Consider the following 25468-nt stretch of genomic DNA (forward strand, 5'->3'; position numbering starts at 1 on the left):
GGTTAATTAGCATAAGGTTTGCTATCAACTTCCTCGCTGGACTTAAAATCTCTTTCTTTTACCATTTCCTTTTTAAATATACGCTCGTAGAGTTCTTTCAAGCTATTAAAATTGATTCGGTATTGTAGTCCTAAACCTTGTGTATAATCTTCTTGCTGTCCTAATTGTTGTAAGGTGTTTTCTCTATTAAATAACTTTAATCTTAATGTCCCATCTTCATTAATTAAAAATTCAATTTCTACATTACCTATTACCGCTCGTTCACTAGCACTAGTAGACCCTACTGGAACACCTAGTTTACCATTGATCAAAACACGATCTGTTATTTGAGTACTTAAGGTAATTCCAAATCGATCAGAACGTTGTAAGTCAGAGTTAGGATTGCGCTCTGAAGCTTCATAACTCACTCCAAAATTAAATTTGCTGTCTTCGCGACTTACAAGGTCGTTAACGATTCCTGTAACGCTTTCTACTACATTACCGGTCACGGCATTTTGACCAATGCTGTTGGGATTATAAAAGGAACCAGTGGCTACTAATGATAAGGCTTGTAACTGTCTTTGAGACCTATCTTCTAACCTGTACTGCAACTCAGAGCTCACTACAGAGTTGGTGTTAGGAAATCTTATTTGAAACTCTGGATCAAAGAAACTAAGATCACCTTGTAATTTAGTTAGTACTTCTACTGGTACTTGTGCATTAAGATTAGGGTTATCTAAAAGAATAGAAGGATTGGCACTCGTTTTATAAACGGCTTCTACATCTATATTTGCATTTGTAGGATCGCCATTCCAGTCCATTGTCCCGCCTGGTTCAATGATAAAATTCTTGTTCACGATACCAGCATATTTGAAATTGTAATATCCTTCGGTTACTATAAAATCACCATTCATGATAAATTTACCGTTGGTATTTATTTCAAGAAGTAAGTTACCTACACCGCTACCGTGTAAATAACTACCATTTGTTGGGTCTACGGTAATTTCTACTTCTGCAACAGGAGTGACCTCTAGTTCAAATCTTAATTCAAGACCGTTTACTTCTTTGGTGATGATTTTTTCACCAGAAATACGTGCTTTTTTTTCTTCTGGACTGAGAAAGTAAATCGCAGTGGTATCACCCAGAGATTCACCATCATTAATAGGCACTTTAAAAATAGTGTCTTCGCCAGTTATGGCAATAACGTTAATGAATAATTCATCTATAGGACCAGTAATAGTAGCTTGTCCATCTATAAAAGCGGTTCCATAATACAATGCGTCTGGCGTGAGCTCGGTATCGAGAGCTAATAATCTATCGGACTCTATTTTCAAATCCATATCCCAAAAACCAAAGTTTTTGTGATTGATAGCACCTGACAAAACTCCTTGGGTCTTGTATTTAGTATCAGTTAAGGAGATATTATTAAAGTCAAACGAGGTAGATGTAATCCCTATTTCTGAATTGTTTTGAATGTTAAAGTCGGTATTTAAATAAGGAACTCTAAGTCCAGCTTGTTTAAGCTTTAAGGAGCCATTTATTTCGGGAGCTGTTAAGGAGCCAGTGATGGAGGCTCTACCTGAAGTTAAGCCTCTAATTCTATCGAGCACTTCTCCTCCTAGCGGACTTAAAGCAATCAGGTTAAAATCTTTGAAAATTGCATTTACGTCTATTTGGCTTGTCTCACCTTGAGTATTTATGGTTCCATTTGCAGAGAACGATTTCAAGTCATCATCTTTAAGTTGTGCATTTACGTCATAAAGACTGAGGTCTTCATTACCGATCACAGATAAGTCAAAGTCACCTAAAGGTGTCTCATTTACTTCAAAACCTTTTACTGTAAACTCACTAGAAGGAGCATATTTTCCATCGGTCTGGTCTAAGGATAAATAACCATCTATATGTCCTTTTAACTTTAAACTATCTATAGGTGATGTAAGGCTTGACACTCTTACGTTCTCAAAATTTAAATTGAGATTCTTAGTGTCTTTTCCAGAAACAGAACCTCCTAGAGTAATAAATTCCTCTTGATGTCTGGCAACAAGGCTATCCAATTGAAATGTTTTGAAATCGTGATCAAACTTCAGTTTTACATTATCATCTTTTTTATTGAGGAACCACTTCTTACCTTGAAAGACAATGTCACTTTTTTTAATTCCTACTACCGACTGATTCTCATTATTAACAGTGTGATAAAAGCTTAAATTAAATTGATCTGTCTCTCGAGATGAGCTGTTAAATTTTGTTCTAAAAAGTAGTGTGTCTTTATTAGTAACATTTATGAGTTGAAAATTATTGATGTCATAGGTGCCGTTTTTTACATTGTCTATTTTAATAAAAGTATTGAAAAGCGGATTTTGGTTATTTATTTGAACATTTACCTTATCTAGTTCTACATCATAAACCTTAATTTCAGGCGATCTAAATGTCATTCTAAACTGAGCCTCATTACTTGCTACTTGACCTTTTAAAATTGTGTTTTCGCCTAGAGCGATATCTGGAAATACTAAATCTACTATTTTGTCATAAATCTTAAATTCATAATCTAAGTATTGATCTTTTGTAATACTTTTTGATTGGTAATTTGTATAAACATTCCCGATACTGTTTTTAAATAGTTCTGGGATTTCAGAAATAATAAAAACTCCAGAAAGTTCTCCTTCAATTATATCGGTACTGTTTATGGAAATATAATGTTCCTCATTTTTAAAACTAGATACAATACTGAAGTCATCAAAAACATAATCATTATTTTCATTCTTATAGCTGGCATCTTTGATATTGATGGTTCCTACGGCATTATCTAGCGAGGTTCCTTTCATATTCATAACAATATCTCCTTTGAGAATAGCTATGGAATCTCTTTTAAATAGGTTTGTTTTATGTAAATCTGCGTATTCAATATTTGCTTTAAAGTCATATGTATTGACAGCTTCAGTAAGATCTGCAAGTCCATCAAAATCCATTTTAAGATTGGGATCGTTTACAGAAACGACTCCATTAAAAATGGGTTTTTTAAAGATTCCATTTACTTTGATATTACGATAGGTATAATCATTATAAGTAAGTTGTGCGACTCTTCCTTTTAAAGTAGCATTTGCTTTGTCTGGATTAAAACCTCTACCATTGACATCTAAGTCCAGCGTTACATTTCCTAATTCTTTTACTCCAATTAAAGAGCCTATATTTACTTTTTGAAGCTTGACATTACCTTTGTAAAAGATGTTACCACTCTGAATATCATTGAGGACTAAATTTGAGCTAAAATTACCTTTACGAGAGCTTCCAGAAAGTCGAGTGACTAATGTATTTGCGTCCACACTTGCATATCCGTTTGCTTTTACGGTTCCTAGTTGGTTCAATTCATAAGGTAAGTTGTTACCAAGAATATTAGGCAAAAACTTTTTCAAGTCTGTATTGCTCACTTGTAGATTATTGAAATCACCTTCAATAAAAAACTCTTCTTCGTTTTCAATAAGATTTTTGAAATGCATCTCACCATCAATAGTAATATCGTTAAGTGTAGTTGCATAAAGATTTTCAACTATAAAATCATTGAGCGGTCCTTTCATGTGACCATTTAAAAGTACCTTATCATTTTCCACAATTTCATCATAGAACTTTCTAAGTTCATTAGTGGAAAGATCAGCTTCTTTGATATTAAAGTCCCATTCTACTTTTTTAATAAAATCAGCAAAGTCTTCTCGATTGTATTTTAGTTTTAAATCACCTTGTAGGGAAGAGCCTGCAGTATTAATGATCAATTCATTTGCGGTTATTTGAGAAGGCGTATAGGAGAAATCAGCGGTAAGGTTTTTGATTTTTAAAATTTTATTTCCATTCACGTCAGGTTTCATAACGCCAGTGTACATATCAAAATCGGCATTTTCAATTACTGCGTATATATTAGAACCTTCGATTTTAAGACCATCAGACTCTAAATTAAAATTTGTTGCTACAAATGTTTCTGGATACCTTAGGTTTTCATCGATGATGCTTATGCGAGAGTTGGTAATATTTAAATCTCCTGTGGTCAATACAAAAGGCTCTGTAGAAGTGCTAGAACCACTACCAAATTTATTTATAAACTCATTTAAATTATCGCTTGCCTCTCCTTCATATCTTTTCATATTAAGATATAATCCATCAATAGAAGTACTTCCTAAGTCTGGTTTACCAGCAAATAAATCTCCAAAACCTAAAATCGAAGTGCGTAGCTCGTCAAAATAAATGATCGTATCCTTATGATCGTCAAGGGCAAGAGATTCTTTCAGAATAACATCTCCAGAAAATGAAATATCTACCGCTTTAATCTCAATATTTGTATTGTAATCCTCATTGAGTTGGGAAGTTAAATACTGAGCAGTAGCTGTTTGAACTTTAGGAAATGAAAAGGTAACTACTAAAATTATAAATAATAATAGCAGCACGAGCAACGCTCTGAATAGTATTTTTATGAACCTCTTAATCACATATCGTTTACCTTTGCAAAGATTACCAATTTTTATGCCTTAAAAGCTTAATGGAGACACAAATTTCATACATACTTGCAATTGAATCATCCTGCGATGATACTGCTTGTGCGGTATTAAAAAATGATGAAGTATTATCTAATGTGGTTGCAGGTCAGGAGATTCATGAAAAATATGGTGGTGTAGTGCCAGAGTTAGCTTCTAGAGCACATCAGTCGCATATCGTTCCTGTCGTGGATCAAGCCTTAAAAGAAGCTGGAATTAAAAAAGAAGAACTAAGCGCTATTTCTTTCACCAGAGGACCTGGATTAATGGGTAGTTTATTAGTAGGAACTAGTTTTGCAAAATCATTAGCTTTAGCTCTGGATATACCTTTAATAGACGTGCACCACATGCACGGTCATATTCTAGCTCATTTCATTGATAGTAATGACCAGCCAAAACCAGAATTTCCATTCCTTGCAGTGACCATAAGTGGCGGCCACACGCAAATTGTAAAGGTTACAGACTTTCATGAAATGGAAGTGATAGGAACTACTCAAGACGACGCAATAGGTGAGGCCTTTGATAAAAGTGGTAAAATTTTAGGTCTTGGCTATCCAGCAGGTCCACAAATTGATAAATTAGCAAAAAGTGGTGACCCTTTAAAATTCCCTTTTCCTGTTCCTAAAGCACCTGAGCTTAATTATAGCTTCAGTGGTTTTAAAACAGCCGTATTGTATTTCATACAGCGCGAAGTAAAAAAGCAACCTGATTTTATCGAGAAAAATTTAAATGATATTTGTGCAAGTATTCAGCATACGTTGATTAAGATTTTATTTCAAAAAATTGAAAAAGCAATTCTTCAAACTGGTATAAAAACGGTAGCAATAGGTGGTGGCGTTAGTGCAAATTCAGGAATCCGTTCTAAGCTCCATTCTTATAAAAACCATGGGTGGAGTGTTTTTATTCCGCCTTTTGAATACACGACCGATAATGCGGCAATGATAGGAATATCAGCTTACTATAAATTTAAAGCGGGATATTCTGTTGGAATGGAAACCACTGCTGCTCCTAGAATCCAGATGTAATGCAGTTATTTTATTTTAAAGAAGTTGATACGAGCACACAGTTACTGGAACTTGATAAAGAGCAGTCCAGACATATGACTAAGGTTCTTCGTAAGAAAGTAGGTGATCAGGTTCACATTACTGACGGTAAGGGAAATCTTTATGATGGAAAAATAAGTCTAGTCACTAGCAATAAATGCCATATAGATATCGCTTTCGCGAAAGCGTACCCAAAGCCATTTCCTAGACTACACATAGCCATTGCTCCGACAAAAATGAACGATCGCATGGAATGGTTTTTAGAAAAAGCTACTGAAATGGGAATTCAAAAAATTACACCATTATTATGTGATCATAGTGAACGTAAGAAAATTAATGTGGCCCGCTTTGAAAAGATTTTGATAAGTGCTTTGCAGCAAAGTTATCAATTTCATCTTCCTGTATTAGAAGAATTAACTTCTTCACAAGACTTTATCAAAAGGAAAATAGAAGGTAAAAAATGTGTTGCCCACTGTGAAGAAACTGAAAAAATACAGCTTGCTAATTTTATTGAAACCAAAGCAGATTTCACGGTAATCATCGGTCCAGAAGGTGATTTTTCTAATCGCGAGATTGAACTAGCCATAAAAAACGGATTCCAACCTACAAGTTTGGGAGAAAAACGCTTGCGTACAGAAACCGCTGGTGTTTACACCGCAGCAATTTTTAATAGTAAAATTGAAAGTTAAAAGGTCAAACTTAAAACAGGTATCTATCATTAAATACCTGTTTTGAGTTTATCTTAATTCTATTGACTTAATTGATCATTATAAATAGTAGAACTAGATGCATCCAAGTCCTTTTTCAAAACTTTGGTATTCTTTTCAGAACTGGAGTTAGTGGATTGGGAATTGTTTTCATGATGCTGAAAAGCAAGTATGCTAAAAGCAAATAATAAACTTAAGATAGACATTGCTGCCTTTTGGGATGTTGTAATTTTCATAATTAGGGGGATTATGATGAACTCAAATATAAAAATATAACGTTAGCAAAACGATAAAATTGCATTTTTTTAACTCAAATTCTATTAACAGTAATTGATAATGATCCAGAAGTTTGTAATTTGCTCCCATATGAGAAACATAATTTATTTAATTGCTCTACTTTTCATAAGTGTAGGTAATTCTCAACAACTAGCTGTACTTAAGTATGATGGAGGCGGAGACTGGTATTCTAATCCTACTGCAGTACCTAACCTCATAGCATACTGCAATGATAATTTAGGAACTAATCTAGAGGAAGAAGTGGCTACCGTGGAGGCGAGTAGTGTTGATATCTTTCAATACCCATTCATACATATGACTGGTCATGGTAATGTAGTATTTAATACAGCTGATATTGAAAACATTAGAAATTACCTGTTAAGTGGTGGCTTTTTACATATCGATGATAATTATGGTATGGAGCCTTACCTTAATAAAGAGCTTATCAAGTTATTTCCTCAAAAAGAACTTGTAGAACTACCAGCTACTCATCCTATTTTTAATATCTACGCAAAGTTTCCAAAAGGTTTGCCTAAAATTCATGAGCACGAAGGAAAACGACCTCAAGCAAAAGGCTTGTTTCATGAAGGACGACTAGTTTTGCTTTTTACTTATGAGAGTGACTTAGGTGATGGTTGGGAAAGTCCAGAAGTACATAACGATCCACCAGAGGTGCGCAAGAAAGCTTTAGACATGGGCGCAAATATTATTAAATACGTTTTTACTAACTAGGGTTCTATATGAGTAAAGCCATCCATTCTAAGTCCATCACGTATGGTATTTTAAGAGCCTTAGGAATTATTCTGGGAATATTTATACTAATTTGGTTTCTATGGGAGATTCAATCTGTTCTTGCATACATAGGTATTGCTGCAGTAGTTTCTTTAATAGGTAGGCCTATCGTTTTACTATTAAGAGATAAACTAAGATTTCCTAATACGCTTGCGGTTATAATAACTTTGGTTTTTCTATTTTTAATTATCATTGGCGCATTTCTCATGATCATACCTGTTATAACCGAACAGAGTGAGAACTTTGATCAAATCAAATGGGAAGAGGTAGAAGAAAATGTAGAAGTTTTAAATGAGCAAATAAGCGATTACTTTGGAATTGAGCGTATTAATATTTTAGAGAGAATTCAAAAGACACCGTATTATAAAGACTTTAATTTGGATTTAATACCTCAATTTGTCAATAGCTTCTTTGGTACATTGGGAAGTTTTGCGATAGGTTTATTTTCTATACTTTTTATTGCTTTTTTCTTACTCAAAGACAGTCGATTGCTTTTAGAAGGAGTGCTTGTTTTTTCTAAAAAGGGAAGTGAAGGTCAGTTTTTGAGAGCTTTTACAAAAATTAAGCAATTGCTTTCTAGATATTTTATAGGTCTTGTATTTCAAGTACTTATACTATTTGTGCTTTACAGTATAATTTTACTAATTGTAGGAGTAGAAAATGCACTGATCATTGCATTTTTCTGTGCACTTCTCAACTTAGTTCCTTATTTGGGTCCAGCCATAGGTTACTTATTAATGTCTGCTTTTGTTATTAGTGATAATCTTGGTTCAGATTTTTCAGCCGTGATTTTACCTGAATTAATAATCGTATTTATAGGTTATGGAATAGTCCAGACCATTGATAATTTTTTAAATCAACCGTTGATTTTTGGAAAAAGTGTTAAATCACATCCATTAGAGATATTTATCGTGATACTTATTGCTGGAATCGTTTTTGGAGTCCTAGGTCTGGTACTAGCCGTTCCTACTTATACTGCTATAAAGGTGATCTCAAAGGAATTCTTGAGCGAATATAAAATTGTAAAGAAACTGACTCAAAACTTATAAATGAATCAGGCTGTTATCACAACAGAAATAGATGATTATCTCAGGGCGCATTTAAATGAAAGTGCCGCTTCATTCATGTTGAAAAAGCATCCTTTTGAACAGGTTTCTAATAAAGAGCTTACACAACAATTAGTAGGCTTGCAAAAAGCTAAAACAAAGTTCCCATCTCTTTTTTCAAATCATAAAATTATTTATCCTCCTAAAGTAAATCTGGAGCAAACAAGTTCTGAAATTACCGCTCAATATAAATCGCAGCTGTTTCCTTGCGATAAAATGATTGATCTCACTGGCGGTTTTGGTATTGATGTTTCCGCTTTCGCGAAAGCGTGCCCAGCAACAACACATATAGAACTCAACAGCTCTTTACAGCAATATGCGCTGCAGTTGTTTAAAGCACAAGAACTTGCCACGAAATCTTATTCCTGCGACGGAATCGAATTTTTACAAAAATCAACAGAATTATTTGATCTCTTATTTATTGATCCCAGCAGAAAGACCGCATCTCATTCCAAAGCTATCTTGCTGGAAGATTATGAACCTAATGTGGTAAAACACCTAGATCTTTTGTTGGTAAAAGGAAAACTAGTAATGATTAAGACATCGCCCATGCTAGATCTTACAGCTGGTTTTAAAGAGCTTAAGTATGTCAACGCGGTTCATGTGGTTGCAGTTAAAAACGAGGTGAAAGAGTTGTTATGGATCTTGAGTAAAGAACAAGTCGCACAACCAGAAATATGTTGTGTGAATTTAAATACAGAACAGCCTGTATTTAAAACACAATGGAATAGGGAAGGAGTAATGAGTTATTCAAAACCTAGAAAATACCTTTATGAACCTAATGCAGCGATTATGAAATCGCAACAATTTCCAGCCTTAGTAGAAGAGTATCAATTATATAAACTAGATCATGATGCACATTTGTTTACATCTGATAATTTGGTGGATTTTCCAGGCAGAGTATTTGAAATAGAAAATACGATAGAAAACAAACCAAAATTAATTAAAAGGCTTTATGCCAAAACTGCTAAAGGAATTGTGACTCGTAATAACAAGGAGTCTGTTGCTCAATTGCGGAAGAAATATCAATTCAAAGAGCATGAAAAACACTATTTGTTTTTTACAAGTTCTGAGGAATTAGGTGCGATTGTTATTGAGGCTAGCAAATTGTAGATATCCGTATTCGACAATATTTGTAAATGAATATAGACAACCTTCTTTCAATTATCTATTCAAAGACTCCAAGACTCAAAAACTCTTCACTCACGTACTTTTCCCTTATTTTTGCCAGCTTTAAAATAACTTTATGATTACAGTAGATCAACTTGCGGTAGAATTTAGTGGTACCACATTATTTAGTGATGTTTCCTTTGTGATAAACCCTACAGATAAAATTGCCTTAATGGGTAAAAACGGTGCGGGAAAATCTACTATGATGAAGATCATTGCTGGTGAGCAAACTGCTACTAGAGGAAACGTGCGAGCTCCTAAGGATGTAGTCATAGCCTATTTACCACAGCATTTACTTACCGAAGATGATTGTACCGTTTTTGATGAAGCTGCCAAAGCGTTTAAGCAGGTGTTTTCTATGAAAGAGGAAATGGACCGTCTCAACAATGAATTAACGACTAGAACTGATTATGAAAGCGATGAGTATATGGCGATCATTGAAAAAGTGACCGAGCTAGGTGAAAAGTTCTATGCTCTAGAAGACGTCAATTATGATGCTGAGGTAGAAAAAGCTCTCAAAGGCTTAGGTTTCAAACAAGAAGATTTTACAAGACAAACCAGCGAATTTAGCGGTGGATGGCGCATGCGCATTGAACTCGCTAAAATATTGCTTCAAAAACCTGATTTAATATTACTCGATGAGCCTACAAATCATATTGATATAGAATCTGTAATATGGTTAGAAGATTTTTTAGTTAATAAAGCAAATGCTGTCATGGTGATCTCACATGATAGAGCATTCATTGACAATATTACAAATCGTACCGTTGAGGTAACCATGGGACGTATTTATGATTATAAAGCAAACTACACGCATTATCTAGAATTAAGAAAAGACCGCAGAGCCCATCAAATTAAAGCTTATCAAGAACAGCAAAAGTTCATAGCCGACAATATGGCTTTTATTGAAAGGTTTAAAGGAACTTATTCAAAGACTAATCAAGTTTCTTCTCGGGAACGAATGCTGGAAAAACTGCAGATTATCGAGATTGATGAAGTAGATACAAGTGCTTTAAAATTACGTTTTCCACCATCGCCTAGATCTGGTGATTATCCAGTTACAGTTCAAGATGTTTCTAAATCTTATGACAATCATGTAGTGTTTAAAAATGCTAACATGTCTATTTCTAGAGGCGAGAAAGTTTCATTTGTAGGTCGTAACGGTGAAGGAAAGTCCACCATGATTAAAGCCATTCTTGGAGAAATAGAGGTAGAAGGAACTTGCCAGTTAGGACACAATGTAAAAGTGGGATACTTTGCGCAAAATCAGGCTGCGTTATTAGATAAGGATTTGACTATTTTTCAAACGGTAGATGAAGTAGCAGAAGGTGAAATCCGCACCCAAATTAAAAATATTCTAGGTCGCTTCATGTTTAGTGGTGATGATCTTGATAAGAAAGTAAGCGTGCTGTCTGGTGGAGAAAAAACAAGATTAGCAATGGTAAAGTTACTTCTAGAACCAGTTAATCTTTTGATTCTTGATGAACCTACAAATCACTTGGACTTAAAATCAAAAGATGTTCTTAAAGAAGCACTTTCTACATATGATGGTACTTTAATTCTCGTTTCTCACGACCGCGATTTTCTTCAAGGATTATCAGAAAAAGTTTTTGAATTTAAAGAGCAACGAGTAATCGAGCATTTTGAAACCATCGACGCTTTTTTAGAACGCAACAGAATTAAAAGTATAGCAGATATTAATTTGAAATCGTAAGTGGCGCAATGATATCAACTAATGCTTAATATCTCGTCAGGCAGAATGATGAATTTCTAATATTCCCACTTACGCATTTTATTAAGCTCTTCTTGAGCTTCTATTTCTTCTACTGGAATTACTTTTAAGAAAGAAGGATGCTGTTCTATCGCAAACTCTATTTGTTCTACGATTTTCTCAACGCTATCATTATCGTAATCGATTTCTAGCGGTTCTTTAATGACCATAGATTGAAGGATATTACGTTTTTTAATACGTAAACCTTTCTTATCAAAACTCCTACGAAAACCATCAATAACTACAGGTACAACTATAGGTTTGTACTGCTTAATGATATGTGCAGTTCCTTTTCTAATAGGTTTAAATGGCTTCGTGGTTCCTTGTGGGAATGTTATAACCCAACCATCATCTAATGCGATTCCTATATTTTTTGTGTCGTCTGGATTTACAGCTCGATTTACTTCTTCTCCCTTTGCCCGCCAGGTTCTTTCTACAGTGATAGCTCCAGCATAAGCAAAGATCTTTGGTAGTAAACCACTTTGCATTGTTTCTTTAGCAGCAACGTAATACACGTTAAGTTTTGGATTCCAGAGGTAGCCTACATTTTTAATACTGTCATCACGACCTTTTAAGGAAGCATTAAAAACATGAAACATGCTCACCACATCTGCAAAGTACGTTTGATGATTAGATACAAATAAAACTCCAGTCTCTGGTAGGTCTCTTATGATCTCACTACCTTCTATTTCCATCTCGTTAAAGCCTCTATATCTTCTATGAGATAAGACACCAGCGATACGTATAAGCCATTTTTTTAAAAATAAAATATGACCGAAAGGATTTTCTTTAAATAATCCCATGTAGTTTTTAGTTTTGGGGAATTACAAATATAACCATAGCTGCTCAAATTACCACGCTCAGGCTCACTCTGCTTGAAGAAAATAGTCTTTAATTTCTTGTAACATCATGGCAGTTGCGCCCCAAACCATCACATCGCCAAAATAGAAACACGGTACGCTCACTTCTTTCATGTAGCTCGTTGATAGGACCGTTTTACTCACGTTGTTGTCTTCCAGTAATTCTGACAGTTCTATTTCTATGATCGATTTTACTTCGCTGGGTTGAGCTTTGAATTGTAGTTCCGCTTTCGCGAAAGCAAGATAAGGATAAACCATATAGTTACTAGGAGGAATGTACAAAGAGGTTAATGAAGTGATCAGGTGCTGCTGCTCCATGGAAATACCTATTTCTTCTTCTGTTTCTCTCAAAGCAGTAACGCTATTATCGGTATCGGTTTTTTCTTTTCTGCCGCCAGGAAAAGCGATCTGGCCACTATGCTTTCCTTTGGTATGAGCTCGCTCGATCAACACAAAATGCGGAATGTCATTTTTAGGATAGACCAGCATCATCACAGACGCCTCTTTATGGTTTCTTGCCTTCATAGCAGTGCGGCGCATTTCATCTAGACGTTCTACTGCAGCCATTTTAAGCTGAGATTCTAGCCCAGGAAGCGGTAAATTCTTTAGCTTTGAAATTCTATTTAAAAATTCCTGAAATGAAGTCACGTTTTTTGATTTTCTTGCCTTTGTTAGCACTCTTATCGTGTAAAGATACTCCACAAATTCAAAATAATGAGCCAGAGGAAAAAGCAGATACTGTAGTAAGAAAGACTAGAGAGCAGCGCATTCTTGAAAAAACCTATAAAAGACAACTGTCTGCAGATGGTGATACACTTCTAGCTTACATCCCGCAAGATAGCGTCGTTCCTTTCTTTACAAGATATGGGAAGGAAAACCCAGAAACCAAAGTAAGACTAATAACGTCCTACGGTAATATTGAAATGGAGTTATTTGAAGAGACACCGCTGTATCGGGCTAGTTTTATTTACCTCACTAAAAATGGATATTTCAATGGTACGTTTATCCATCGTGTAGTAGAGGATTTTGTAGTACAAGGTGGGAATAGTGATGAAAAGTTACCTTCTTTAAAACGTGCTAGTGCTGGAAATTATAAACTAGCACCTCATTTCATACCTGGAATTGTTCATGGACGAGGCTCATTGAGTAGTGCCAAACAATGGGAGAACAACCCAGAAGACTGGCATAATCCATTTGACTTTTTCATTACTTTAAGTAGATCACCTCATCTAGACGGTGAGCATACTGTTTTTGGAAAAGTAATAAAAGGAATTCACATCGCAGATGAGATTGCCCGAGTTCCAAGAGACGAAAGCGACTGGCCTAAAGAAGATATTTTTATAGACATGGAAGTCATTGAATAGCTTTAAAATGAACGGTTTAAAACGATCTGAAAAAAAGCTTAAATGTCACTGAATTTAAGGTGGATTGAATTTGGTTAAAGAGTTTCACCTAATCACCTAATCACCTAATCACCTAATCACCTAATACCTGTAGACTATCGCATTGATATTCATTCCAGCACCTACACTGGCAAACATAACTACATCTCCTTTTTCTACTTTATGCTGTGGCATTTGATTTCTTACCACTAGATCCATAACTGTAGGAACCGTAGCGACAGAGCTGTTACCAAATTTGTGAATGATCATTGGCATGATATCCTTCGGTACTTCCATGTCATAAAGCTTGTAGAAGCGCTCAACGATAGCTTCGTCCATTTTCTCATTTGCCTGATGAATAAAGATTTTTTTCAAATCTTTAATGTCTACTCCAGCTTGATCCATGGCGGCTTTCATCCCTTCTGGAACTTTAGAGAGAGCAAAATTATAAATGCGACGCCCGTACATTTTTATATACTGCGTTTTATCTTGTAATTCTTTATTATAAGAAGTTTCATTAAAAATAAAGAACGCCTCTTCTTCGGTAAATGTAGCAGTTGACTGTCCTAATATTCCATGATCATTATGACTAGGTTCTATAATTACAGCACCTGCACCGTCAGAGTAAATCATAGAATCCCTATCGTGTGGATCTACAACTCTAGATAAAGCTTCAGCACCAATGACAAGTACTTTTTTTGCCAGTCCTGACTTTATGAAAGAGTCTGCCTGAGTGACTCCTAAAATCCAACCTGGACAACCGAAGAGTACATCATAGGCCACACATTTAGGACTTTTAATACCCAGTTTATTTTTGACACGGCTGGCTAGACTAGGAACCATGTCGCTAGATCCACCATCTGGTTTTACATCACCATAATTGTGGGCAACGATAATAAAGTCTATTGTTTCAGGATCGCAATTTGCATCTGCTATTGCTTTTTTTGCTGCAAGTGTTGCGATATCGCTGGTAAGCAGATCATCGCTCATGTACCTGCGTTCTTCTATTCCAGTTATTGCTACAAACTTTTTGATAATGGTAGCGTTATCACTTCCGAAAGAGCTTCCATCATTATTTAAGAATTCATGATCCATGAACTCCTCATTTTTTCTCACAACATCAGGAATGTGACTTCCTACTCCGGTAATTTTTGCTCTCATGCAACTTCTTTTCAATCTTAGGGATAACAAAAAAAGTGATTTATGTGATTCATTCCTAATATTTAACAACCGAATATGATCTAGTTTTTAAATCTTTAAGAATCATCTAATGAATTGTTTAGTTTATTGTGAATTATATAATGCAATGAATAATAAAATGAAAGATTTACCTATTATTTTATAAAACGTCCTTCATAATTATGATACAGGTAAATAATTCTAGAACCGTAAATCAGTCGCCGTTTTTTACAAATAATTTTCACTTGATATTAAAACTGCTTGGTTACTAAAAATAGTGTTACTTAATAAAGTAGCACTCACCACAATTTTTTAAAGGACTCTTTGCTAAAGGTTTTATCGACAGATTTAAAATTTGTCGAAAGAGGCTTTTTGAGTTTTAAATTATCCTGTTTTGAAAATAACTTAGATAACACAGAAAAAGGAGTAAGGACGAGATAGAAAAAGGGTATCAAAAACAAAAAACTAATTATGGTTCCTAGATACGACAAAACTCTTTTCATCAAGGCATCTACTAGAATACTAAATTTAGAAATGCTAAGTGCTAAAAAAGAAATCACCAGTATTACATACGGAAGTGCTTGATATCCTTTTAAAATATAAATTAAAGTAAGGCCGAAAACCATTCCAATGATGGTAAGGTATGGAGATTTCTCTTTTTTTAACATCTAAAATAAGCTGTATATAAATGGAGAGATAGCGCTAGAACTTCCTATAGCAAATAAAACCGAAATAAATACTAATATAATAACGATAGGGCTGAGCCAGTATTTTTTACGCTCTTTTAAAAATAGAAATATATCTTTTAAAAACTCCATTAGTCCAGTTCAAAATTAGAAGTAGTATTCATTTCTGCTTGCCAGTAAATTTGTTTTTCTTTTAAATATACGTGATTTTGTAATATAAGAATATCCATTTCAGTATTCATAAAACATTGATAGGCTTCTTGAGGACGGCACACTATGGGTTCTCCTCGTACATTAAAGCTCGTATTAATGACCACACTAGATCCAGTAATTTTTTTAAATTCATTTAATAATCCCCAAAATTTAGGATTCTGTTTCTTATTCACTGTTTGAACTCTAGAGGAAAAATCAACATGAGTTGTAGCTTGTAAATTACTTCTTTTAGTATATAATCGTTCGAGTAAGGATAAGTTGTAATAACTATCTACGTCTTGAAGATTGATATGTTCTTTTTTTAATTGAGATACCTTAAGCATATATGGTGAAGGTTGATCCATACCAAAATAGAATCCTGAATCTTCTTCTAACACTGAAGGAGCAAAAGGTCTAAATGCTTCTCTCTTTTTGATTTTTAAATTTAGCTTTTTTTGCATTTCAAATCCATTAGGATTTGCTAGAATACTTCTATTACCTAATGACCGAGGTCCAAATTCCATGCGGTCTTGAAACCAACCGACTACCTTGTCTTCAGATAGGTATTTTGCTGTGATCCTTAGAAGATCTTCAAGCGGTAATTGATTAGAAACAGCTTGTAAGGCAATATTCATTTTGTGAATCTCATCGTTTGAAAAAATAGGTCCTAAATAAGTTCCTTTCATTATATCGAACTCTGGTAAAAACCGTTTGTTTTTAAAACAGAGTTGATCTATTGCCAGAGCAGCTCCTAATGAACCACCAGCATCTCCTGCTGCTGGCTGAATCCATATGTTTTCAAAGAGCTGTAACTTTTCTAACTTGCCATTTGCAACACAATTCAATGCAACTCCACCAGCAAGACATAAATTATTAGAATTTGTCAAGCGTTTTGCCTCTGTAGCCATTTTAATAACAACCTTTTCTGTTATATGTTGAATGGCCAAAGCAAAATTAGCATGTGATTGGTTGATTTGATCCGTTTCATTTCTTTTAGAAAAACCAAATAGATTTTCCCATTTCTTTTCTGGGATCATTTTTAAAGTTGTAGAATAACTAAAATATTTTTGATTTAACCATAAAGAACCATCTTCATAAATATGAATGACATGCTCATATAGTAAATTTTCAAAGTGAGATGTTTGTTCGTCATTTGGATTGCCGTAAGGTGCGAGCCCCATTAGCTTATATTCTCCAGAGTTTACTTTAAATCCTAAAAAATAAGTTACCGCGCTGTAAAATAAACCTATAGAATGTGGATACTCTAGTTCCTTAATGAATTTTATACCATCATTATCTCCGTAGCCTATGGAGGCAGTGGTCCATTCTCCGACTCCATCTATTGTTAAAATTGCGGCTTCTTCAAACTTAGAGGTGTAAAATGTACTTGCAGCATGAGATAAATGATGCTCGGTAAATAATAGGGGAATTGATTTATATTTCTTACTTCCTAACTGCTTTAAGGATTTTCTTAAAGATTTTTTTAAAAACAACTTTTCATGCAGCCAGAGCGGTATTACTTTTAAAAAGGAGCCAATTCCTTTTGGGGCAAAAGTGAAATAGGTTTCTAATAAACGCTCAAATTTGAGAAAAGGTTTATCATAGAAAACAATTGCATCTATTTGATTAATAGATATTTGAGCTTCTTTTAAACAATAAGAAATTGATTGAAATGGAAAGCTCGCGTCATTTTTTATTCTAGAAAAACGCTCTTCTTGAACTGCTGCAATAATTTCTCCATCGACCAGTATTGATGCCGCTGCATCGTGATAAAAAGCAGATATCCCTAATATAATTTGCACGAGTGTGAATCATTGATGTGAACTAGTAAATATATAGTAATAATTGGTATCAATTCCGCTTTCGCGAAAGCGGAACACGTATCCACAATGAAAATCATATCTATGTAATGAATATAGATTATTAGCCTTGTCGTGTACTCTTAGGAAGTGGTGCTTTAAACACAATTTATCATATTTTTAAAAAAAGGTATTTTAACACTTTAGAAAACAACCAATAACTAAATGCTTCCAGCTGTAAAAAATAAAATTTTGGGAATCTCAAAGCAGAAAATTCTTTGGGTACTGTATATTATTATATTATTACCTATCTGTCTGGAGATTTCTTTAAGAATACTCAATGCAAAACCCTATGTGCAACAAGATTATCATATTTCTTCAACTCCCGAAGAACCATTTATTGCTGACGATTCATTAGGAATTGTTTTAAAAACAGGTACATACGATATTACTCTTAATCATAAACTGACTTTTACTTCTACACATCAAGAAAACCAAACTAGAAGAGTCGCATTCAAAGAGGAGCGACAAATTGATTCAGAAAAAATAGCGGTTTTAGGCTGCTCATTTACTTACGGTTATGGTGTTAATGATGAAGAACATTTTACATCGCTATTACAAAAACGTCATCCAAATTTTGACTTTGTTAATTATGGAGTTATAGGGTACGGTACAACACACGGATATTTGCAGCTCAAAAAGTGGGATGAGAATAATGAAGTCCCTAAGATGGTTATCTTAAATTTTGCAACAGACCATTTTAATAGAAATGTTTTGTCTAGTTCTTACAGAAGAGCTTTGAGTATAGGTTTTAATAGATCTTTAGGTAATACCAATCAATTGATGAATGATGCTAGATATCCGGTGACTTTAAATTCTAAATTAGAAATAAGTCATGTAAAATGGAATGAGATGTATGAAGACTGGATGGGAAGAAGCGTTTTTTCCAGTATAAACTTTATTCAAACTAAAAGTGATGAAATAAATGATCTAGCAAACCAGCCTGTCGAAATAACCTATTCTTTGATTAAAGAAATGAAAACGATATGTGATAAGAACAATGCTAAATTTATAGTTAGTTTTTTAGATGAAAATGAGCAAAGTAAAACTTTAAAAGAAAGACTTACAAACTTAGGAATTACTATGGTTGATGTTGATTTTGACTTCCAAAATAAAAAAATGATCAACTACCCTTACGATAATCATCCTAACGCGTTAGGTCACAAAATGATTGCCGATAAGATTGATGAGCGACTTGAACTAATTGTTATAAATGAATAAGACGGCATTATATGCTTTACTCGTTACCTTCATAGCTCTAGGAATATGGAGTTCTAATCATCTTACCTATAATTATACCGTTGATCCATTAGTTTTTGGAACGGAAAGTCAAAAAGACCAGTTTAAGAAATATCAAAATGCTTTTGAAAGTGATAGAGAAGCAGTCACAATAGGCTTGAAATCTTCAAAGAAATTTACCGAATACTCACATTTTTTAAAGGTTCAGGAAATAACTCTTGCTCTCAATAGCCTATCTGGTGTGGAAGAAGTGGTTAGCTTAGAAAGTATAAAACTACCTGCGCTTAATGGTTTTAGAATAGATTATTCTAACGTTCTTTCCTTAGAAAACGAATTTTCTTTTAATGAAGACTACAGATACTTAAATGAGTATCAAGACATCACAGAGAAATTTCTTTCAACTGATCGTAAAGCTATTAGTTTTTATGTGTATTTACATAACGAGAATCAGGAAGCATCAATTGACTCTATCAAAAACATACTCAAGGCAAGTCCATTTGATGAATACCATATTTTAGGAAGTCCTGTATTTGAATCTGAAGGTGATACCGTACTGAAGAAGGAAACTATTTTGATAACCTTATTAGGAATATTTCTTTTGTTATTAAGTATGGCATGGCTTACTCGAAGTGTGCGTAAGATTTTTCTAACCTTACTTTTTACAGCTTTTAATGTTTGTGTTACCATAGTTTTTATGAAGGTTTGTAATTTTGAAATTACTTCCTTTACTACTATTGTTCCTATTGTAATCGCAATCCTATCTTTTACAGATATTACTCATATTCTATATCATTATGAGCTTCTAGCTGTTAATGATCTATCAATACAAAAAATACGGAAACAGCTATTTAAGAAGATAGGTTTTCCATTGTTGCTTACCTCTTTATCCAACCTTTTTGGATTTGCGATTTTCTTTTTTAATGATAGTGTAGATCAAATTACAGACCTTGCCATTGTTGCTTCTTTTGGAATTTTATTTGCCTATGTATCATCACGTTTACTTTTGCCGACTCTGCTGGATTATAAAGCAAACATTTCATCTAATCAGAAAACTGTTTTTATAGATATGGTAATTCTTGGTTTTGTAACTTTTGCAAGCAAACATTATAAGAAAATTGTATCTGGTTGTACCATTCTTTTTATTTTTTTGGGACTTTATGTTTTTATGAAGGCAGAAATTGACATGCACTATTATGAGAAGGACAATACCTCATTAGCAATTAATAGGGCATGTGCATTCTATGATCAAAATTTTCAAGGAATTAGGGATATAGAGGTTGTTTTAAATACAAGTCAGAACAGTGTCTTTGATGCTGCAACTATTAAAAAAATCGATGACATAGAACAATATTTGACAAATCAATATGGTTGCAAATCAGTATATAGTGTGAATACGATAATTAAAAGGTATAACCGTTTTAAAAATAATGGAGCTGTCAACTTCTATAGACTTCCTAAAAATGTTACTTCAAAATTTATAAGTAATTTAAATAGCGATGCAGAACAACTGAACCTTTATAATGTGCTTTCAATAGATGAAAGTATGACGAGAGTCATAGGTAGTATTCCCGACATCGGTACTCATGATGCTTTACTTAAAAACGAGGAGCTTACTAATTTTCTATCTCAGATGAATGCGCCAAACATGGAGGTCTATATCAATGGTAAGGCTTACATTTTTGACCAAAATGTATTTAAAATTTCAAAATTTGTGATGATATGTTTATTGATAGGTATCTTGTTTGTAGGTATCTTAGTAACTATACTATTTCAATCCTTTTGGATGGGAATGATCACCGTGGTGTCCAATGTATTGCCTTTATTATTTGGAGTTACTGTTATGAGTTTATTGAATGTTCCATTAAACCCTAGTTCTATATTTATTTTGACGTTATTATTTGGAATAGCATTAGACGATTCTATTTATTTACTGACTCATCTTAATGACTCAAAACGTAAAAGAGCATCCACAAGAATACAGCTGATAAAAAGTTTAAAAGCAAACAGCTCACCTTTATTGATTACTAGTGTTGTATTAAGTATCATGTTTTTATCCTTAACCATTTCAAGTTATGATTCTTTATTGAATTTTGGTTTGATTATTTCTTCAGGGCTTATTTTCGCTTTTATTTCAGATATGCTTTTAATCCCTTCTTTATTATTTCTAAGAATCAATCAGAACTCATAATGATAGCAAACGGCATTTTTTATTTATGGGTAACTTTAAATGCATTACTCTTTTTCTATATATGTGTAGAAATCGTTTTGTTGCTATTTGCTTTGACTGCTAAAAAACAAAACAAACAAATTGCATTAAAAAGTTATCCTAAAGTAACCATACAACTTCCTGTTTATAATGAAAAATATGTCGTCGAGCGACTTATTGATGCTGTATGTAAAATAGATTACCCACAAGAATTATTAGAGATTCATCTATTAGATGATTCTACTGATGAAACCTCATCTCTAGCATTGTTAAAAATGAAGTTTTATCAGGATTTAGGGATTGATATTAAACATATACAAAGAGCCGATAGAGTAGGTTTCAAAGCCGGCGCTCTTGATTATAGTATGGGAATTTGTAAGGGTGAATTCATTGCTATTTTTGATGCCGACTTCATTCCTAGTGTAGATTTTTTAAAGCAAACTTTACCTCATTTCAATTCAGAATGTATTGGTGTTGTACAAACTCGATGGAGTCATATCAATGAAAACTTTTCCTTTTTGACAAGAGCACAAGCTATTATGCTTAACACTCATTTTTCTATTGAACATTTAGGGCGCACGTCTAGCGGCGCTTTTATCAACTTTAACGGCACTGCAGGTATCTGGAGAAAATTATGTATTGAAGACACTGGAGGCTGGCAAGCAGACACACTAACAGAAGATCTAGATTTGAGCTTCAGAGCACAAATGAAAGGATGGAAATTTAATTATTTGTTTGATGTTGAATCTCCAGCCGAGTTACCTATTACTGTAGACGCTTATAAAACACAACAATACAGATGGTCTAAGGGTGCTGCGGAATGCGTGAGGAAAAATATTAAAAACTTATGGTTGTCTCCAGTTGGTCTATGGCAAAAAATAGCAGGTAGCGTTCACTTATTCAACTCCTCCATATTTATAATTGTATTTTTTTTAGTAATGACCAGCCCCATAGTATTTTGGATGGGTAAGGAGAATCAAATCACCTCTGTAAATCTTGAACTTATATCCTACTTAAGTTTATTTATTACATGTTTTATAACCATCATTTTTTTCGCGGGACACCTAATCGTCGTAAATTCTAAATGGAAAGCAGCACTTTTGTTTTGGCCTAATTTTTATGCCTACTTGGCACTTAGTGTCGGCATTTCCTTTTACATGGTAATAGGAGTTATTGAAGGCTACGCAGGTAAGGTTTCAGAATTTGTACGGACACCTAAGTTTAATTTGAACAAAACAGACTCAAAAATATTAAAAAAAGAGTATTCATTTAAGAACAAGTTAAACATTAGGCTTTTAGAGTTGTTCATACTATTCTACGGTTGTTTTGTCATTAGTCTAGGAGCTTATTATTTAGATTTTTTCATGATGAATTATGGAGTTGTTATTACATTGGGTTTCACCCTAAAGGTCTTTTTTCCTAAATATATTTTTAAGTTTTAGTTTTGAATAACGACCTTTTTATACAATTTACTGTGAAGTGTTTTTACTTGCAGTATATAAATTCCATTAGAAAAACCATCGGTAGAGATTTGTACTTCGCTAATATTCAAATTATTTGAGGTTTTAAATATTTCTTTTCCTTGCATATCAACAAGTGTTACTTCATGTATTTCTTTACTTTGAATGTTTAAAAGCGAACTTGCAGGATTAGGAAAAACCTTAATTTCCGTTGATTGATCAGAAGATATTTCTTGAAGAGAAAGCACGTTTCCTTGAGTATCTGTTTTTTGAAACCAAATGTTTAAATCACCATGTCTAGGATCACCCCATACGGCATTTACCACATCATTTTCTAATTGTACCGACATAAAATCATTTCCAGAACTCGTTAATATAGGATCATAAGGAATTAACAAACTAGATAACCTAAAGTTAGGCTCAAATTGAGTACTGTTATTAGGCCTATAAGCTGCATAAATTTCAGAATCAGCAGCGTATGTACCATCGCTACCATTTCTTCTATCTCGCCAAGTAATAATTAAATCTCCATCATTATCAAAATCTCCCCAAACAAGATCTTGCATTCTATTGTTTGCAATAGGATCGTCATTTACTCGAGTAGGAGCGCTCCAAGTCGCACCAGCATTAAAAGATTCTGTAATAAAAACGTCCAGATCACCATTTGTAGTTCTTAACCCTACGACTGCAAGATGATTTGAGTTTGCTGGATTACTAAGTAAAAGTCCTGCTTTTTTAGCATCAGGAAAGTTAGTTAAAGGTACTGGGTTTACAATATTGGTGATCGCTTGATGAGAAAAAGTAGCACCAGCATCGCTTGAGCTAACAAGAAGCAATTGCGCAAATAAGCTTTGCGATATCACAAAAGAAGGATAGTTGGCATAAAAAATACCATTACTACTTACTGCTGGTGAAGGCATAGGTAAATTATTAGCGCTTCCAGCCAGCCAGCCTGGTGCATCTAAATAGGAAGTAGAAAAAGTAGTTCCATTATCTGTAGAGATAGATACATATGGATTAAATGGTGCATTAGTACGATTCAAATTCATGCTAGTCACATAAATAGTACCTTGTATACTTCCGTTAGATCGATCAATAGCAATCCATGGTCTATCGATAGGCCATTTTGTTCCATCAAATGTGGTGTCTACAACATTAACAGGATTTCCCCAAGAGAGTCCGCCATCAGTTGATTTTACAAGATAAATGCCTCCGGTAACTGGTGGAGCAGTTCCCGTAAAATCTATATAACTTATAAATATCTCGCCAGCGTTATTAAAAGCAATAGCAGGATCTGCAGAAGAGTAACTACTTACTACATGAGGAATTAATGCTGTATTACTCCACGTATTTCCCGCATCAAAGCTGGTTTTAATTTTTATTTGAAATTGATTAGCCAGATTTACCCAACCCATCCACGCGACTACAATATTGTTAGTATCGTTTGGATTGATCGCCACATAAGGTTCACCATCAAAAACAGTTCCGTTAGAGAGGTTGGTGTTTTGAGAAAAGCTATTCACAAAACAAAGTAGAACTATGATCCTTAAAATGAGAAACTTCATAGTGTATTATATTTCTGATCTAAATATATAAAAATATTCTAGTCAAAAAATCCAAATCAATAAAATGCTTAATCGGTTATAAATGCCTCAATAGTCTTACATAACTTAAAAAGAATATTTAATCCTTAAGATAATCGTTTTCTACAGGCTAAGAATAATATAATTTCAAATTTCCAATTAAAATTTAATAATATAGGATCTTCGAACTATATTTTTCAAAAGATATAGATAGAAACAAGAGGTTTATTCAATAAAAAGTAAAAACTCACATACAAAATGGAACTGTAAAAGTACCATTTACAAAACTATTTATAGAAGGTCTATCAATCAGTACTCTCGCAGTTACTTCAGTATTATTGAAACTAACAACTTCTACTTTAAAATTAATTAAACTTTGAAAACTAGTGGAATTAGGGTCGTTAATAGATCCAGTAACACCAGCCTCATGAATACCTATTTGTCGTGGTAAATTGATACTTATTATGCTACTTTCGTTATTAGTACAATCAACCTGCACATCATATAATAAGACTCTAATCACATCTTCGCCATTAAGCGACAAGAAACGGGATGTGCCACCTACCACTGTAAAATTTTCTCCATAAACTTGACCCATTAATGGATCGGTTGATAATTCCTCAACTGGATCACCGTCATTGTCATCGTCTTCTATTGTACATGAACTGAAGCAAAAAGCAAGCAGGATGAATGTCGTTACGTATTTAATATTTTTCATTAATGTTAGTTATTTAAAGTTTGATTCAAAAGTAGGTCAAATATAAATCTTTCTAGGTTCAAAGGTGCAACTTGCTATAAATCAAATAATACAGTTTATTTTGTAATACTATAAGCTACAATTAAGGAAGAAATGGAGTAAACGTTATTGCTATAAAGCAAGCTTTATTTAAAAGTTAAGTTTCATTTTTAAGGAATAATCGGATAAGTGTAAAAAGAACTAGTTATATTAATAGATGTCCATAAACAACTAAATAGTGATCCAGAAATGAAAAAGAACCACCTGAAACGATAAATTTTGATTTTATTATGGAAGTAATGCCAATCAAATAACTCTGTCAACGTACCTAAGGAATAAAATATATTAGCACCTATCGCCCAAATACAAATGAGTATTATATCCATCAACTTGAGCGAGTAATTAAATAGCGTATAAGTCTCATAAATACTAAAAGAGCCCGCTAGTAAAACGACAAGATTATAAATCCATCGTTTTGATTCCCACCATCTTACTTTTAGTCTTAAATCAATGTTTAATTGCTTTATATCTTTCATGATTAAATATAATTATAATGGTACTAAAAACCGCACCAGCACAAATTTAATCCGTGTTCTAATGCCAGTTCGAGCGAGAGTCGAGAACGTTTACCTATTCAATAATTTTTTACTATCAAAAAAGTTTTCGACCTAAGTTTACACTGAATTAATCGAAGTACTCAACCAAGTATTTTCAACTTAAATTCT

The 25468-nt window shown here is 33.7% G+C and carries 20 protein-coding genes; 10 read left to right on the plus strand and 10 right to left on the minus strand.

Annotated features, from left to right (window positions below):
• Positions 1 to 2 precede the first annotated feature (2 nt).
• Positions 3 to 4409: a translocation/assembly module TamB domain-containing protein gene (locus tag DDD_RS11665; RefSeq protein ID WP_201764095.1), complete on the minus strand. Its 4407-nt coding sequence runs from the start codon at positions 4407 to 4409 to the stop codon at positions 3 to 5.
• Positions 4410 to 4501: 92 nt separating this feature from the next.
• Here DDD_RS11665 and tsaD point away from each other — a divergent pair, with 92 nt between their 5' ends.
• Positions 4502 to 5521 carry a tRNA (adenosine(37)-N6)-threonylcarbamoyltransferase complex transferase subunit TsaD gene (gene tsaD / locus DDD_RS11670; protein WP_015363075.1) on the plus strand — a complete coding sequence of 340 codons (1020 nt, stop codon included), beginning with the start codon at positions 4502 to 4504 and terminating at the stop codon, positions 5519 to 5521.
• Positions 5521 to 6228 carry a 16S rRNA (uracil(1498)-N(3))-methyltransferase gene (locus tag DDD_RS11675; RefSeq protein WP_015363076.1) on the plus strand — a complete coding sequence of 236 codons (708 nt, stop codon included), beginning with the start codon at positions 5521 to 5523 and terminating at the stop codon, positions 6226 to 6228. The genes tsaD and DDD_RS11675 overlap by 1 nt, the downstream gene beginning before the upstream one ends.
• A 59-nt stretch (positions 6229 to 6287) precedes the next feature.
• Here DDD_RS11675 and DDD_RS17875 read toward each other — a convergent pair whose 3' ends face one another.
• Complete coding sequence (locus DDD_RS17875; RefSeq protein WP_111474723.1) at positions 6288 to 6482, minus strand: hypothetical protein; 195 nt, start codon at positions 6480 to 6482, stop codon at positions 6288 to 6290.
• Between the two features lie 130 nt (positions 6483 to 6612).
• On the opposite strand from DDD_RS17875, the gene DDD_RS11680 reads away from it, so the two are divergent.
• The 4 genes from DDD_RS11680 (at position 6613) to DDD_RS11695 (ending at position 11304) form a co-directional block, all read left to right on the plus strand.
• Positions 6613 to 7254 carry a DUF4159 domain-containing protein gene (locus tag DDD_RS11680; RefSeq protein WP_015363078.1) on the plus strand — a complete coding sequence of 214 codons (642 nt, stop codon included), beginning with the start codon at positions 6613 to 6615 and terminating at the stop codon, positions 7252 to 7254.
• Between the two features lie 8 nt (positions 7255 to 7262).
• Positions 7263 to 8363, plus strand: coding sequence for an AI-2E family transporter (locus DDD_RS11685; protein ID WP_015363079.1), 1101 nt, complete (start codon positions 7263 to 7265; stop codon positions 8361 to 8363).
• Complete coding sequence (locus DDD_RS11690; protein ID WP_015363080.1) at positions 8364 to 9533, plus strand: THUMP-like domain-containing protein; 1170 nt, start codon at positions 8364 to 8366, stop codon at positions 9531 to 9533. It begins immediately after the preceding gene.
• A 133-nt stretch (positions 9534 to 9666) separates the two neighbouring features.
• The gene (locus DDD_RS11695) at positions 9667 to 11304 is read left to right on the plus strand and encodes an ABC-F family ATP-binding cassette domain-containing protein (RefSeq protein WP_015363081.1); all 1638 of its coding nucleotides are present in this window, start codon (positions 9667 to 9669) and stop codon (positions 11302 to 11304) included.
• Positions 11305 to 11360: 56 nt separating this feature from the next.
• On the opposite strand, the gene DDD_RS11700 is transcribed toward DDD_RS11695, so the two are convergent.
• Positions 11361 to 12164 (minus strand): lysophospholipid acyltransferase family protein, encoded by an 804-nt coding sequence (locus tag DDD_RS11700; protein WP_015363082.1) that lies wholly within the window; start codon positions 12162 to 12164, stop codon positions 11361 to 11363.
• Positions 12165 to 12227: 63 nt separating this feature from the next.
• A complete protein-coding gene (locus DDD_RS11705; protein WP_041567127.1) occupies positions 12228 to 12869 on the minus strand; it encodes an NUDIX hydrolase in 642 nt (213 codons plus the stop codon).
• Here DDD_RS11705 and DDD_RS11710 point away from each other — a divergent pair.
• Positions 12860 to 13585 (plus strand): peptidylprolyl isomerase, encoded by a 726-nt coding sequence (locus tag DDD_RS11710; RefSeq protein WP_015363083.1) that lies wholly within the window; start codon positions 12860 to 12862, stop codon positions 13583 to 13585. The genes DDD_RS11705 and DDD_RS11710 overlap by 10 nt on opposite strands.
• 120 nt (positions 13586 to 13705) lie before the next feature.
• Here DDD_RS11710 and DDD_RS11715 read toward each other — a convergent pair whose 3' ends face one another.
• The 3 genes from DDD_RS11715 to DDD_RS11725 all read right to left on the minus strand — a co-directional run bounded on the left by DDD_RS11715 (position 13706) and on the right by DDD_RS11725 (position 17462).
• Positions 13706 to 14764 (minus strand): 3-oxoacyl-ACP synthase III family protein, encoded by a 1059-nt coding sequence (locus DDD_RS11715; RefSeq protein ID WP_015363085.1) that lies wholly within the window; start codon positions 14762 to 14764, stop codon positions 13706 to 13708.
• 686 nt (positions 14765 to 15450) lie between these two features.
• Positions 15451 to 15600, minus strand: a complete 150-nt coding sequence (locus DDD_RS18245) for a DUF5989 family protein (RefSeq protein WP_015363087.1) — start codon at positions 15598 to 15600, stop codon at positions 15451 to 15453.
• The gene (locus DDD_RS11725) at positions 15600 to 17462 is read right to left on the minus strand and encodes a carbamoyltransferase family protein (RefSeq protein ID WP_015363088.1); all 1863 of its coding nucleotides are present in this window, start codon (positions 17460 to 17462) and stop codon (positions 15600 to 15602) included. Before DDD_RS11725 ends, DDD_RS18245 begins: the two co-directional genes overlap by 1 nt.
• 249 nt (positions 17463 to 17711) lie before the next feature.
• Here DDD_RS11725 and DDD_RS11730 point away from each other — a divergent pair, with 249 nt between their 5' ends.
• From DDD_RS11730 to DDD_RS11740, 3 genes are read left to right on the plus strand one after another with little or no spacing between them, the layout of a single operon-like run.
• Positions 17712 to 18740: an SGNH/GDSL hydrolase family protein gene (locus DDD_RS11730; protein ID WP_148285390.1), complete on the plus strand. Its 1029-nt coding sequence runs from the start codon at positions 17712 to 17714 to the stop codon at positions 18738 to 18740.
• On the plus strand, positions 18733 to 20946 hold the full coding sequence (locus DDD_RS11735; RefSeq protein WP_015363091.1) for an efflux RND transporter permease subunit: 2214 nt from the start codon (positions 18733 to 18735) through the stop codon (positions 20944 to 20946). The genes DDD_RS11730 and DDD_RS11735 overlap by 8 nt, the downstream gene beginning before the upstream one ends.
• Positions 20946 to 22406, plus strand: coding sequence for a cellulose synthase family protein (locus tag DDD_RS11740; RefSeq protein WP_015363092.1), 1461 nt, complete (start codon positions 20946 to 20948; stop codon positions 22404 to 22406). The genes DDD_RS11735 and DDD_RS11740 overlap by 1 nt, the downstream gene beginning before the upstream one ends.
• On the opposite strand, the gene DDD_RS11745 is transcribed toward DDD_RS11740, so the two are convergent.
• The 3 genes from DDD_RS11745 to DDD_RS17725 form a co-directional block, all read right to left on the minus strand.
• Complete coding sequence (locus tag DDD_RS11745) at positions 22403 to 23989, minus strand: T9SS type A sorting domain-containing protein (RefSeq protein ID WP_015363093.1); 1587 nt, start codon at positions 23987 to 23989, stop codon at positions 22403 to 22405. The genes DDD_RS11740 and DDD_RS11745 overlap by 4 nt on opposite strands.
• 265 nt (positions 23990 to 24254) lie before the next feature.
• Positions 24255 to 24725 carry a hypothetical protein gene (locus tag DDD_RS11750; RefSeq protein ID WP_015363094.1) on the minus strand — a complete coding sequence of 157 codons (471 nt, stop codon included), beginning with the start codon at positions 24723 to 24725 and terminating at the stop codon, positions 24255 to 24257.
• 188 nt (positions 24726 to 24913) lie between these two features.
• Positions 24914 to 25279 carry a hypothetical protein gene (locus tag DDD_RS17725; RefSeq protein WP_015363095.1) on the minus strand — a complete coding sequence of 122 codons (366 nt, stop codon included), beginning with the start codon at positions 25277 to 25279 and terminating at the stop codon, positions 24914 to 24916.
• Positions 25280 to 25468: the final 189 nt, after the last annotated feature.

The sequence above is a fragment of the Nonlabens dokdonensis DSW-6 genome (genome assembly GCF_000332115.1).
GTDB classification, from domain to species: domain Bacteria; phylum Bacteroidota; class Bacteroidia; order Flavobacteriales; family Flavobacteriaceae; genus Nonlabens; species Nonlabens dokdonensis.